The 13,176-nt window shown below is 59.7% G+C and carries 12 protein-coding genes and 1 pseudogene; 5 read left to right on the top strand and 8 right to left on the bottom strand.

Going from position 1 to position 13,176, the window contains the following annotated elements; translation table 11 throughout:
- Positions 1–428 precede the first annotated feature (428 nt).
- Positions 429–944 carry an OmpH/Skp family outer membrane protein gene (locus THIDRDRAFT_RS17295; RefSeq protein WP_007042188.1) on the bottom strand — a complete coding sequence of 172 codons (516 nt, stop codon included), beginning with the start codon at positions 942–944 and terminating at the stop codon, positions 429–431.
- A gap of 280 nt (positions 945–1,224) precedes the next feature.
- Here THIDRDRAFT_RS17295 and THIDRDRAFT_RS17290 point away from each other — a divergent pair, with 280 nt between their 5' ends.
- From THIDRDRAFT_RS17290 to THIDRDRAFT_RS17275, 4 genes are all read left to right on the top strand, one after another.
- The gene (locus THIDRDRAFT_RS17290; protein ID WP_007042187.1) at positions 1,225–1,764 is read left to right on the top strand and encodes a DUF2058 domain-containing protein; all 540 of its coding nucleotides are present in this window, start codon (positions 1,225–1,227) and stop codon (positions 1,762–1,764) included.
- 63 nt (positions 1,765–1,827) lie between these two features.
- A complete protein-coding gene (locus tag THIDRDRAFT_RS17285; protein ID WP_007042186.1) occupies positions 1,828–2,574 on the top strand; it encodes an NYN domain-containing protein in 747 nt (248 codons plus the stop codon).
- A gap of 19 nt (positions 2,575–2,593) precedes the next feature.
- Complete coding sequence (locus THIDRDRAFT_RS17280; RefSeq protein WP_007042185.1) at positions 2,594–3,379, top strand: TatD family hydrolase; 786 nt, start codon at positions 2,594–2,596, stop codon at positions 3,377–3,379.
- Positions 3,376–4,125 (top strand): tRNA threonylcarbamoyladenosine dehydratase, encoded by a 750-nt coding sequence (locus THIDRDRAFT_RS17275; RefSeq protein WP_007042184.1) that lies wholly within the window; start codon positions 3,376–3,378, stop codon positions 4,123–4,125. The genes THIDRDRAFT_RS17280 and THIDRDRAFT_RS17275 overlap by 4 nt, the downstream gene beginning before the upstream one ends.
- A gap of 7 nt (positions 4,126–4,132) precedes the next feature.
- Here the strand turns inward: THIDRDRAFT_RS17275 and THIDRDRAFT_RS17270 are convergent, their stop codons facing one another.
- Together THIDRDRAFT_RS17270 and THIDRDRAFT_RS17265 are read right to left on the bottom strand one after the other, a co-directional pair.
- Positions 4,133–5,566 carry a cryptochrome/photolyase family protein gene (locus THIDRDRAFT_RS17270; protein WP_007042183.1) on the bottom strand — a complete coding sequence of 478 codons (1,434 nt, stop codon included), beginning with the start codon at positions 5,564–5,566 and terminating at the stop codon, positions 4,133–4,135.
- A 134-nt stretch (positions 5,567–5,700) separates the two neighbouring features.
- Positions 5,701–6,633, bottom strand: coding sequence for a histone deacetylase family protein (locus THIDRDRAFT_RS17265; protein WP_007042182.1), 933 nt, complete (start codon positions 6,631–6,633; stop codon positions 5,701–5,703).
- Positions 6,634–6,775: 142 nt separating this feature from the next.
- On the opposite strand from THIDRDRAFT_RS17265, the gene THIDRDRAFT_RS17260 reads away from it, so the two are divergent.
- Entirely contained in the window at positions 6,776–9,454 is a 2,679-nt protein-coding gene (locus THIDRDRAFT_RS17260) for a bifunctional acetate--CoA ligase family protein/GNAT family N-acetyltransferase (protein WP_007042181.1), read from the top strand.
- Between the two features lie 82 nt (positions 9,455–9,536).
- Here the strand turns inward: THIDRDRAFT_RS17260 and THIDRDRAFT_RS26840 are convergent.
- The 5 genes and pseudogenes from THIDRDRAFT_RS26840 to THIDRDRAFT_RS24795 form a co-directional block, all read right to left on the bottom strand.
- A pseudogene (locus THIDRDRAFT_RS26840) lies at positions 9,537–9,686 on the bottom strand (IS481 family transposase); the annotation flags it as partial.
- A gap of 170 nt (positions 9,687–9,856) precedes the next feature.
- Positions 9,857–10,837, bottom strand: a complete 981-nt coding sequence (locus THIDRDRAFT_RS17255; protein ID WP_007042180.1) for a glycosyltransferase family 2 protein — start codon at positions 10,835–10,837, stop codon at positions 9,857–9,859.
- A complete protein-coding gene (locus THIDRDRAFT_RS17250; RefSeq protein ID WP_007042179.1) occupies positions 10,818–11,246 on the bottom strand; it encodes a GtrA family protein in 429 nt (142 codons plus the stop codon). Before THIDRDRAFT_RS17250 ends, THIDRDRAFT_RS17255 begins: the two co-directional genes overlap by 20 nt.
- On the bottom strand, positions 11,230–12,954 hold the full coding sequence (locus THIDRDRAFT_RS25745) for a DUF6311 domain-containing protein (protein ID WP_007042178.1): 1,725 nt from the start codon (positions 12,952–12,954) through the stop codon (positions 11,230–11,232). The genes THIDRDRAFT_RS17250 and THIDRDRAFT_RS25745 overlap by 17 nt, the downstream gene beginning before the upstream one ends.
- A 104-nt stretch (positions 12,955–13,058) precedes the next feature.
- On the bottom strand, positions 13,059–13,176 hold a 118-nt coding region (locus THIDRDRAFT_RS24795; protein ID WP_007042177.1), incomplete at its 5' end, for an IS4 family transposase.

Below are 13,176 nucleotides of genomic sequence, written 5' to 3'. Positions count from 1 at the left end.
GTTCCGCTCCTTAACGAGTGAGGATGGCCGCGACAGGCGCGGTCGGAGAGTTGTGGGTGAGGTCGGTTCGGGCAGGGGTGAGGGATTCGGGACAGTTGAGGTCGTGCTGCGCTGTTGTCTGGCGACAGGGGATGGGTGCCTGTTTCCCTGAAATGCCAGTAGAACCGCTTTCCTCGCGCGGACTCGCAGTACTGGTTCGGAGTCTCACATCAAATGTTCCGGCAAAGCCCGATCGACCCGCGTGCGGCGAAGCGAAGAATTAGGTGTGTTTGGCGCGGCCCCGATGGGTCTTCCGCGCCCGTGCTGCGGGCCTGGGAAATGCCTCGAAGCGCCTGGATTATACCCGATAGGTAATCGTCTGAAACAGCCCGGTCACACAGCCGTCAGAAGTCATCGGACGGCTGGATGCCCCAGGCTTGTATCAACGCCTATTTGGTCGATGCGTCAAGTTGTTTGATGACGTCGGCGGTGATGTCGAAACCCTCGTCGACGTACATGAGGCCGCTCATGCCGCGCTCGACGACCATGCCGAGCTTTTTCTTCTTAGCGACCTCGTTGACCGCCTTGCGCGCGGGTGCCACGATCTCGCGCCCCTTCTTCTGCTGAGCCTTCATCAGCTCCTGTTGAACGGGTGCGGCCTTCTTCTGATAGGTGGTGATGCGGGTCTCGATCTCCTTTTCCTTCTTTTTTACCTGGTCGTTGCTCATCAGCGGCTTGTCACGCGCCAGCTCCTGCTGGAGTTGGTTGATCTCGCGTTCTTCGATGGCGAGTTCCTTGGCCTGGGATTCGAACTCCTTGCGCAGCTGTTCTTGCAGACGCTGTCCGAGCTCGCTGTCCTCCAGCACCTTTTGCATGTCGACATAACCGATGCTGGCGGCGCTCCCTGCGTAGGCTGGCAGAACGAGCGAGAGCGACAAGGCGGCGAACAGAAAAAGTCGGGTCATGAAGGCTACTCCGTGTAATCAGTAGGGCTTGGAATGTGGACTAGATCGGAAATCGGTGGCGGCGGGCGGCGTGAATGCGTCGTCTTGCCGCGCGCGGATTGTACTCATCCAAGTTGGTCGGGGACAAAATTGTCCGTTCGAGACGGCAAGCTTGCGTCCCGGGCGCGGCTGTCGGATCCTCTCACCAACGTCGATTGCAGCCATCCTTTTTACCATGGGGTCGTCGAGATCATCCGGCTTGGACCGGGTCCGTCGACTCCAATCAACGGGGAACCATATCGTGGGTAATTCACTTCAAGACCAGCTCCTGAAGGCCGGCCTGGTCAACGAGCAGAAGCTCAAGCAGGCGCGGTCGTCGAAGCGCAAAAACGTCAAGCAGTCCGGCAAGCGTGGTCCTCAGCCCGACGCCGAGGCGCGTCAGGCCGCGCAACGGGCGCAGGCCGAGAAGGCCGAGCGCGATCGCGAGTTGAACCGCCAGCGCCAGGAGGAGGCGGCCAAGCGTGCGGCCGAGAACGAGATTCGTCAGCTGATCCACACCCATCGCGTGGTGCGCGACGGTGGCGAATTGGCCTTCAACTTCACCGACGGCACCAAGCTCAAGCGTATCTATGTCAATAAGGATCAGCATGCCAAGCTGGTCGCTGGCCGATTGGCCGTGGTACGTCAGGATGCCTTCTATGAGGTGGTTCCGGTCGAGATTGCGGAGCGTGTGCGAGCGCGTGATGCGAGTCTGGTCCTGGTCCAGAACCAGGCGGCCGAGGAGAAGGACGCCGACGATCCCTACGCCGACTTCCAGGTGCCCGACGACCTCATGTGGTAGAACGATCGGGCCATGCTCGGGCGTTTTTCTTCGTTCATCCTCGACTCAGGGAATCCGGTATCCATGTCCGATCCAGTCAATCTCAAACTCGCCGTCCTGATCGATGCCGACAATGCCCAGGCGAGCATCGTCGACGGCCTGCTGGCCGAAATCTCCAAGTACGGGACGGCCCACGTGAAGCGCATCTATGGCGACTGGACGCTGCCGAACCTGGGCAGTTGGAAAGAGACCCTGCTGCAGCATTCGATTCAGCCGATGCAACAGTTCCGCTATACCAAGGGAAAGAACGCGACCGATGGGGCCATGATGATCGACGCCATGGACCTGCTCTATTCGCGCAATTTCGAAGGCTTCTGCATCGTCTCCAGCGACAGCGATTTCACCCGTCTGGCCCAGCGGCTGCGCGAGTCGGGGATGACGGTCTATGGATTCGGCGAGCAGAAGACGCCCGAACCCTTCGTGGCCGCCTGCGACAAGTTCGTCTATACCGAGGTGCTGCGCGAGGATTCGAGTACGGACGCCACTACCCGCAAGAGCGGCAAGGAACTCAAGCGCGATGCCAAGCTGCTGACCCTGTTGCGTGGTGCCGTCGACAGCGCGGCGGACGATACGGGATGGGCGGCGTTGGGCATGGTCGGCACCGCCATCGCCAAGCGCAGTCCGGAGTTCGACTCGCGCAACTACGGGTATGCCAAGCTCAGCGGTCTGCTCAAGGCGACCCAGCTGTTCGACCTGGAGGAGCGTGCGGCGGGGCGCGGGGCGCACAAGGCGATCTTCGTGCGCGATCAGCGCAACAATGTCGGAGCCTGATGGGACGCGCGGGGGATCTGTGCTCGAATTGATCGACACCCATTGCCATCTGGACGTTGCCGCCTTCGACTCGGATCGCGATGCGGTCTGGCGCCGATGCGGGGCGCTCGGTCTGAGCACGATCCTGGTTCCGGCGATTCAGGCCGACGGTTGGACGCACCTGCTCGATTGCTGTGCGCGCTCGGAGGCGGGCGCGCCGCGTCTCTTTCCGGCCCTCGGTCTGCATCCGGTCTATCTGGATCGGCATCGCGAGGCCGATATCGTTGCCTTGGAGCGGGCGCTCGCCGAGCAGCGTCCGGCCGCCGTCGGCGAAATCGGTCTGGACTTCTTCGTCGAGGGGCTGGATCCGGAGCGCCAACTGCGTCTCTTCGAGGCACAGCTGCAGATCGCCCGCGATGTCGGTCTGCCGGTTCTCCTGCACGTGCGCAAGGCCCACGATCAGGTGCTGGCGGCGCTGCGGCGGATTCCGGTCGTTGGCGGTATCGCCCATGCCTTCAGTGGCAGCCTGGAGCAGGGGAGGCGCTATCTGGATCTGGGGTTTGCGCTCGGCTTCGGCGGTATGCTGACCTTCGAGCGTTCCACCAAGCTGCGGCGTTTGGCGCGTCAGCTGCCCTTGGAGGGCATCGTTCTGGAGACGGACGCGCCGGATCTCACGGTTGCCTCGCATCGCGGCGAGCGCAACAGCCCGGAATATCTGCCGGAGATTCTGGCGGCGTTGGCCGCGGTTCGGGGGCTTGGTTTGGATGAAGTCGCGCGCGCGACCACGGCGAACGCGCGGCGAGTGTTGGGATTGGATCGCGTATGAACGAGGCAGATTCGAACAGCTTCTCCGAGGGGCTCTCGGACCGCACCCGCATTCTCGTTGGCGATGAGGGGGTCGAGCGTCTGGGTGCGAGCCATGTCCTGGTCGCAGGGCTCGGCGGGGTGGGTTCCTTCGTTGCCGAGGCGCTGGCGCGGGCCGGTGTCGGCGCCCTGACCCTGGTCGACCACGACCGGGTCGCACCCTCCAACCTCAATCGCCAGCTGGTCGCGCTTCGCTCCACGGTCGGTCGACTCAAGGCCGATGTCATGGCCGAGCGCATCGCCGACATCAATCCGGGCTGCCGCGTGACGGCGCTGCCGGAGTTCATCGATGAGGATCGCATGGAGGACTTCGTCGGCGGCGGTTTCGACCTGATCGTCGATGCCATCGACAGCCTCTCCAGCAAGGTGGCCCTGATCGAGACCTCGGTGCGGCTCGGGGTGCCCATCCTCAGCAGCATGGGGGCGGGCGGGCGCATGGATCCGACCCGGCTGCGGGTCGGTGATCTGATGGAGACCCAAGTCTGTCCCCTGGCGCGCGAGGTGCGCAGCCGGCTGCGCCGACGCGGTGTGGGGCGGGGCGTGACCGTGGTCTGGTCCGACGAGTCGCCGATTCCGCCGCGTCCCCCCGAGGATACGGGGCGCGGACGGCCCCGCGCGGTCAATGGAACCCTGAGCTACATGCCTTCATTGTTCGGACTGACCCTGGCCGGACTTGCCGTGCGCCGCCTGCTCGGTCAGGTCGGCTGAGCGTCTCTCATTTGATTGCCTCCCAGGCGGCGAGTGCCTGCTGGCGCGAGGTCGCCAGATCCACCATGGGATGCGGATAGTCGACACCGAGCGTCACTCCGGCCGCCGTCAGGATCGTCGTGGGCGCGGTCCAAGGCTGGTGCAGAAACTTGAGCGGCAGACGCGCGAGTTCGGGGCACCAGCGTTTGATGTAGGCACCGTCCGGGTCGAAACGCTGGCCCTGTAGGACCGGATTGAAGACCCTGAAATAGGGTGCCGCGTCGGCGCCGCAGCCGGCGGTCCATTGCCAGCCGAGCGTGTTGCTGGCCAGGTCGGCGTCGACCAAGGTGTCCCAGAACCAGACCGCGCCTTTCTGCCAGGGCAGCAGCAGATTCTTGGTCAGGAAGGAGGCGACCAGCATGCGCACCCGGTTGTGCATCCAGCCTGTGTCCCAGAGTTCGCGCAGTCCTGCGTCGACCACGGGAATGCCGGTCCGGCCTTGGCGCCAGGCCTGGAGTCGGGCATCCGTCTCGTCCTGCTTCCAGGGGAACTCTGCGAAACGGGGATTCAGCGGCTCGGTCGGTGTCTGCGGGAAGTGGTAGAGCAGGTGATGGGCGAATTCGCGCCATCCGACCTCGCGGATGAAGGGTTCGGCGGGATCCTCGCTCGGGTCCGCAACGCGTGAGCGTGTCAGTTCCAGCAGGCGACGCGGGCTAATTTCACCGAAGTGCAGATGAGGCGAGAGTCTGGATGTGCCAGGCATGTCCGGTCGGTCGCGGTCCTCGCCGTAGCGCGACAGCCGGGTGTCGAGGAAATGGGCGGCCATGTCCTGGGCGGCCTGTTCGCCGGGCGTCCAGGTCTCTTGGAGTCCTGCGTCCCAGGCGATTTCGGGTTGAAGCGCCAGATCCTTGATCTCGAGTCCCGGCAGCGGAGGCTCGATGCGCGTCCATTGGATGTCTTTGGTTGGCGCCGTCGGTTGGATGTCCGGGAGGCGTTTCGTCGCATTGCGCCAAAAGGCGCTGAAGACCCGGTAGGGTTGGCCTTGCGCGGTGAGGATCTCCCAAGGCTCGAACAGCAGGGATCCATTGTGGCTCTCGCAGTGCAGTCCGTCGGCTCTGATCGCCTGCTCGATAGCCGCGTCCCGGTCCCGGATGCGCGGGTCGTAGAGCCGGTTCCAGTGGACCTCGGCGGCACCGGTCGCGGCGACGATGCGTCGGAGTTCGGCGAGGCTGTCGCCTCGGGTGATCCATAGCCGGCTTCCTCGGTCCTGGAGCGAGCGATCTAGGGACTGAAGGCTGCGATGCAGCCACCAGCGGCTCGCCGCGCCTGGTGCCCAGGGCGCCTCTTCGTGTGGCGCATGGATATAGACGGGCAGGACGGGGCGGCCGCTCGCCAAGGCGGCCGCCAACGCGGGATTGTCGTCGAGACGCAGGTCGCGTCTGAACCAGAGGATCGCGGTCATCCTGAGCCTTCGATAGAGTGAGCAGGTCGGGGTCGCGTGGGGCGGCTTGTCCGACGGACGTCATTGCAACCGATGGGTGGGGCGTCTATTCTAATGCTGCATTGCAGCACCCGAACTTAGCCGATACGGCCGCTTCAGACATGACCGATCAGCTCGTCGATGTGGGTGCTGACGCAACGCCCGAGCGCGGATAGCGTATATCCCCCTTCGAGACAGGAGACCACCCGCTCTTTGCAGTACTTCGCCGCCAGCTTGTGGACCTCTCGCGTGATCCACCCAAAATCTGCCTCACGCAGATTGAAGTGAGCCATGTCGTCCTCGACGTGTCCATCGAATCCGGCCGAAACCATGATCAATTGGGGGGCGAAGGCATGGAGTCTCGGAAGCCAGTTGGCCTCGACCTGCGCCTTGAACGCCTCTCCGTCGGTCAATCTCGGCATCGGCAGGTTGACGACGTTCGGCGCAACGCTATCGGCTCCGGTCCCTGGATAGAAGGGATGCTGAAAGCTGGAGCAGAAGAGGATGCGCTCGTCCCCGGTGAAGATCTCTTCGGTTCCGTCCCCGTGATGCACGTCGAAATCGATGATGGCGACCCGCTCAAGGCCGTGGTGCTCCAATGCGTGGGCTGCCCCAATGGCGACGTTGTTGAAGATGCAAAACCCGCTGGCCTTGGCGCGTCCGGCATGATGGCCGGGTGGGCGTACAGTGCAAAAGGCGGTGTGATGGCGGTTGCCCATGACCAGATCCACGCCGAGTATGGCCGCGCCGGCGGAGTGCAGCGCGGCCTCCAGGGAGTGGCGGTTCATCGCTGTGTCACCGTCGATCCAGGTCAGGGCGTCGTCTGACTTGGGCGCGGCATCTATGATGCTCTGGATGTATGCGCGGTCGTGGACACGGGCGAGTTGATCGATGGTCGCTGCGGGCGAGTCAAAATGAGTCACCAGCATCTCCATCCCCGACGCGATCAGGCGGTCCTGGATCGCGTGGAGCCGTTCGGGGCATTCGGGGTGATGTGCGCCCATCCTGTGTTCCATACAGGTCTGATGCGATATTAAGGCGAGATTCATGACGGCTCCTCAGGACGCGTACCCGACGCGTGACCCGATGGTCTCGGTACAGGGTGCGTGAGCTAGGCTTCAGATAGTCGGTTGCCGCTCTTTGGCGGCATAACGAGAGATTAACCCCTTTTATGCCTCAGAGGGCAGACCCATGCGTTTGACGGATATTGACCAACTCTTCACCCCGAGTGCCGTGGCGGTGTTCGGCGCGAGCGACAACGAAGGCTCGATCGGTGGCATGGTCTTCCGCAACATCTTCGCGGGCGGCTTCAAAGGCGTCTGCTATGCCATCAACCCCAAGCATGAAGAGGTGAACGGTCAACCCTGCTATCCCTCGTTGAACGTGCTGGACAAGCAGGTCGACCTGGCCGTGATCGCAACCCCGGCCGAATCGGTGCCGGCGATTCTCGATCAGTGCGGAAGCTACGGGGTCAAAGCGGCCGTCGTCCATTCGGCTGGCTTTGGCGAGCATGGCGAGCGCGGTGCCATCCTACAGGAGAAGATGGTCGAGGCGGCCCGGCGCAATCGCATCCGCGTGCTGGGGCCCAACTGTCTTGGGGTCATGCGCCCTCAGCATGGCCTCAACGCCAGCGTCGGTCAGGATCTGCCCCGGCGCGGTAACGTGGCCCTGGTGTCTCAGTCCGGCGCCATCTGTACCGCCATGATCGATTGGTCCGAGCCGCGCGGCGTAGGCTTCTCGGCCGTCGTCTCGCTGGGCGCGGCGGCCGATCTGGATTTCGGCGACATTTTGGATTACCTCGCCCTGGATACCCAGACGCAGTGCATCCTGCTCTATGTCGAAGGGGTCCGCAACGCGCGGCATTTCATGAGCGGTCTGCGCGCGGCAGCGCGTCTCAAGCCGGTGATCGTGGTCAAGGCGGGCCGCCAGCCGGCGGGAACCCGTGCCATCAAGTCGCACACGGGTGGCTTCGTGGGTTCCGCCGATGTCTTCCAGGCAGTCACCGACCGCGCGGGCGTGGTCCAGGTGACCAAACTGGATCAGCTGTTCTCGGCGGCCCAGGTGTTCGGTACGCGGCGCCGGCTCGCCGGGGATCGCATCGCCATCATCACCAATGGCGGCGGACCGGGCGTCCTGGCGGCCGATCGCGCGGTCGAGCTGGGGCTGTCCCTGGCTCAGTTCAGCGATGCTACGCGCCAGAAACTGGAGCAGGCGCTGCCGGACTATTGGTCGCACGGCAATCCGATCGATATCATCGGCGACGCTCCGCCCGAGCGCTATCGCATTTCGCTCGATGCCTGTTTGGCCGATCCCGAGGTGGACGGCGTGCTCTGTATCCTGGCGCCATTGATTTTCGGGGATCCGGTCGCGACCGCCCGTCACCTGGTCGAGGCGTCGAAGAGCAGCCGCAAGCCTGTGCTCGCCTGTTGGATGGGCGGCAATCGTGTCGCCGAGGCCCAGGCTTTGCTGTCCGAGCACAACGTCCCGCATTTCGACAATCCAGAGGCTGCGGTCGAGGCGCTGTCCTTCCTCGCTGCGCATGAGCGCAATCAGAAGCTGCTGATGCAGTCGCCTTCGCCGCTGTCCTATGAGGATCCGCCGGACGTCGAGGGCGCGCGGTTGATCATCGAGGGCGTCATGGCCGAGGGTCGCAAGGTGCTCGGAACGGTGGAGGCCAAGGCGATCCTGTCCGCCTTCCGTATCCCGACCATGCAGGCGGTGCTGACCCGTACCCCCAACGAGGCCCTGATGGCGGCCGAGGCGCTGGGATTTCCGGTGGTGATGAAGATCAATTCGCCGGATATCGAGCACAAATCGGATGTCGATGGGGTCAAGCTCAACATTGATGACGCCCAGTCGGTTCGGCGCACCTTCACCGAGATTCTGGAGCGTGCCAAGCGGTTGCGCCCGGAAGCCCGGATGGATGGCATCACGGTCGAGCACATGGTGTCGAGTCGTGCCGCGCGCGAACTCATGACCGGCGTCTTCCGCGACAAGATCTTCGGCCCGGTCATTAGCTTCGGCTCGGGCGGGACCAAGGTGGAGGTCCTACAGGATCTGGCCCTCGGTCTGCCGCCGCTGAACGCCTTCATCATTCAGACGATGATCGATCACACCCGAATCGCGCGACTGATGGGGGCCTTTCAGCATATGCCTCCGATGAACCGGGTCGCGCTGGCTCGGATTCTCCAGCGTGTCTCGGAGATGGTCTGCGAACTGCCCGAGATCATCGCCATGGACATCAACCCATTGATCGGAAACGATAAGGAGGTCATCGCCGTCGATGCGCGGATCAAGGTCGAGTACCGCCCGCCGCAGCAGCCGACCTATGGTCACATGGCCATCCACCCCTATCCGAGCCATTTGATCGAGCGGGTCCAGCTTCCGGACGGCAAGGATCTGGTCATCCGGCCGATCCGACCCGAGGATGCGGAGATGGAGCAGGATTTCGTGCGCGGGCTTTCGGAGCAGACCAAGTATTTTCGTTTCATGCAGGCGATCAAGGAACTGACCCCGGAGATGCTGGTACGCTTCACTCAGATCGATTACGACCGGGAGATGGCCCTGATCGGCGTGGTCGAGTACGAGGGCTCGGAGGCCGAGGTGGGCGTGGCGCGCTACATGTCGCGTCCTGGCGGCGAGGCCTGCGAGTTCGCCATCGTGGTGTCGGACACCTGGAAGAACCTGGGCATCGGCGCGCGGCTGATGCGCTCGCTGATGCAGAACGCGCGTCTGCGTGGTTTCCGCCTCATGGAAGGGGAAGTGCTGACCGCCAATACTCGCATGCTGGCCTTGGTCAAGTCGCTTGGGTTCCGCATCGAGAGCGATCCGCAGGACATGGCCGTCAAGCTGGTGACCAAGATACTCTGATACGCGGTTAGGGCCTGTTAACGCAAACGCAAGGCTTCGGTGCTTCGGTAATCTGTCAAGTCCCCGAAGATTGTATACACGCTTTGACCACCTCGCGTCGCCGCCACTTCCTCACGGTCTGGACCGATAGGTTGTACTGGGCGGCGAGGACCTTGTTCGGCAACGTGGATGCTTGCAACTCGCGACGAATCGCCGGAGTGGTGCGGGCATTCTTGTGCAGGCGGATGTCCATCGGCAATCAGGTTCTCGGTCGGCTGTCAGCAGGATGACTTGTGATTTCCGCGAGTGGCTGCTTCATGGCTCAGGTGCGCTAGCACCTCGCGGGCACGGAACAAAGGATAGCTCCGTCGAGGCAGATAATCACACGGGACGTAACAGTTACGCATCAAGACGATGCCGTCTCTATGTCATCCTGGACCCTTGGTCTCTATTTTCAATCAATGAGTTCGATTCTGTCGCGGAACGCAATAGATAGGTCGGTCTTTGCTTAACTTCTTCATATATTCTCGCGAGGTAATGACCTATGATTCCAATTCCAAGCAAAATGGATCCGCCAATAAATATGATCAGTAAATTTATGGTCGTGAATCCGTCGAGCGCGTATCCCTGAAATTTTTGCCATAATCCCAGAAATCCGATCCCTGCGCCAAGCGCTAATACGATCATCCCGAATAGCGAAAAAATCCGCAGCGGCATAGAGGAAAAGCTCGTTAGATTATCGATAGCGTAACGTGTTAAGGCTAACCATCCCCACCTGCTGTCGCTTCTAGAGCCCTCTGGCACGATGAACGGAATACGCGCGCACGGAAATGATGCCCACTCTATTAGTCCTCTAAAGAATCGTTTTCGTTCGGGCCATGACAGATAGCAATTCAAAACTTGTCGATCGAGCAATTTGTAATCCGAATGGCCTTGAAGATCCAGGCCAGAAAGCCATTTGAAGATTCGATAAAATAATTCGGCCCTGAATCGTTCTATCGTGCGGCTATCGCTTTCATCATGCTTGACGGCCTCGACGACGGGTACTCCCGCGCGCCATAAATTTATCATCTCGGGTATCAGGCTAGGTGGATGCTGAAGATCCGAGTCCAGTATGATGACGGCATCGCCGCGCGCCATTTCGAGTCCAGCCTGAATGGCGGCTTCCTTGCCGAAATTCCTGGTGAAAGAAAGCAACTTTACTGAAGGCTCAGTGTTCCGAAAACCATCGATCAATTGTACTGTGTCGTCGTTGGAGCCGTCGTCGATGACCAATAGTTCATACTCGACCTCTGGTGCGCGACACGCTTCATCAATGATGGTTCGTAGGTTGTTTACGATCGAAGATGATTCGTTGTAAACAGGGATAACCAGTGTGACAAAGTCAGGATTGCTGATTTTCATTGGAAAAAACCCAAAAGCGAAGCAAGGCGTACACAATGATTGGAACGCAAAGAGTTGACACGAAGATTGCTAGTAATCCATTTAGCAAGCCGCTGAACACTAATCCTGCCAATATGACGTTATTGAAGATGAAGCCTAATCCGGCCGCAACAATAAAGCGGTCGGTATGGCCTTTTTTTTTGAAAGTCACGTAGCGGTGACCAACGAAAGAGACCTGAAAAGCAATAACGAAAGCCGTGATATTGGCAAAGAAAACGGAGCTGTAGCAATATTTCAAGACCATCCCGGCCGTTAATAAATGTGTTAATGTGGCGGAGATGCCGACGATGCCGAAGCGCAGCAGCTTTGCAATCTCGTCAAGCCAATAGCTGGATGTTCGCCATATCTGCTGCTCACGGGGTGCAAACATATCCAATTTCGCGTAAAACACAGTGTGTCGAAATGGTGTCTGCTCCAAACCTTGCGTTAAGTGTTTCCTTATCATAGTGCTCGGTAAGAAAAATATACATGTTGTTCGACTGTAGACCTTGATTTAGCGCTGATTCTTTTTCTTCGCATGTACCATAGCCCCGAGCCAATGTTCCGGTGTTGAATGGTATATCGTGTGTGGTGGCTAGGCGTTGAGCGGGTAAGACGTCCTCGAAGGTGCGCGCGCCACAACCGAATGTTGGAAAAAGGTATAGAGCGGTTTTGTTGTCTATTCGCTGTTGCCACCAGTCGTCCGTCATCAGTGTGGGCGCGGATAATGTGGCGGCCCATCGCGTCATGCCGCGTAATGGCCTTGTGTCGATGAACTGCACGAGCAGAATCGCAGCAAGTAACGCCGTAATGGATGTTTTCAAGCGTATGCGCGTCACGCCCGTCAATGCAACGAGCGTCAGTAAATAACCCACAGGCCAAAAAAAACGGCCGCTTGCTCGAAATTGCTCGGCGAGAACTTCGGCTTTATTAGGCAAGCTGAATGACCATAACAATTGGCCGGCAAAGTAGGCCTGTGATGATATTGCATAAAATGTAAAGCACAGCATCATCACCAGAAGCGCAGGGTGATTCAGTGATCGGTCTAGAATCCATTTTGCTCTGAAAACGAGCACGCCTAACAATGCCGCCAAGACACCTATCCCAAGATGGTTGTATCCTTCATATTGGCCGCCAGTTGCATTGTAAGGCATGGGCCATTCGTCATACATTCCGGTATGATCGCGCCAGGCGCTAGGGTCAAGGATGGATCCGCCCATGATTGGCGCGACTAGATTCATCGATCCGGATCCAAATCCTCCGCCGCCGCTCAACGATGTTGCTCCGTGCGATATATAGCCTCCAAACCATAGCAGTCCAAGAATGATGATTGCTGAGAGTGCAATGGCTGCCAACGCCTTTTCCCAGCACAGTCCCAATCGCAGGCAGTCAATGATACTGGCCAGATATATTGGATACACCATCGCAAATAGGTATGGGTGTGTGAGTAAGGCGACACTAGTCAGGCTGATGTAAGCGATCACGCTATTCCAGAATTTGATGCTTCCTCGAGTCATGAGGAAGTAGATAAGTAACGCGAGCAATATATAAGCGTGTGACGTTAGCGCAATATGCGCATGCACTCTGAACAGCATGGCTGGCGACATGATGAAGATGGTGGTCGTGAGCAAGAGCCACGTCCATCTTTGGCAGCCCATCAGGTACATTAAGCAGGCGGCGAACATGCCTTGCATTGTGTAGGCAAGCACAATCCAGTAGCCAAAATAATTGACGTCTTGCGGAATCCATGAGCGCAAGAGCTTGATTGGTAGCGCGAGGATCGGTAAAATATCAGCGAATGCTGCATTGACCCCTTCGGGGTAATTGAGTGAAGTGGTTTTTAATGGCGGATAATGCCAGGAATCGTTCAAATAGGCATGTAAAGCGGAAACGTAGGCGCCAGGGTCTCCGATACTCCATAAGCCGCTTTGGCCAAGCAGGAAATCGGTTGGTAGCAGCCAAACGACGTAGCAGAATCCAAGGAAAGCCCCGAAGATCCCCGCAGTTAGCATCTGAGGTCGAATGGTAGGCAGCTTGGTCTTTTGATATATGGATAGTCTGGCTGCGGCTATCTTTTTGATATGGCTTTTTGTGTGCATCTCGCTGCGTTTCGGTATTCGATTGCCGATAAGGTGATCTCCGGAAAATGCTACCCGTAGGTCGGGTTACAGCGCGCGTTAAGGCCATCTCATTACACACATCTTCATAAGTCATGAGATTCTTTGGCGTATTTGATCCCGGCTGCCACGTCTCTGATGCGCTGCAGTCCGAGCCAAATGCTCTTCACACCAGGCTCGCCATCGCCCTTGCGTCCGAGAAAT

Source organism: Thiorhodococcus drewsii AZ1, from assembly GCF_000224065.1.
In the GTDB taxonomy this organism is placed as follows: Bacteria; Pseudomonadota; Gammaproteobacteria; order Chromatiales; family Chromatiaceae; genus Imhoffiella; species Imhoffiella drewsii.
The sequence above is the reverse complement of the archived record's forward strand: the minus strand, read 5'-3'. Positions and strand labels throughout refer to the sequence as shown.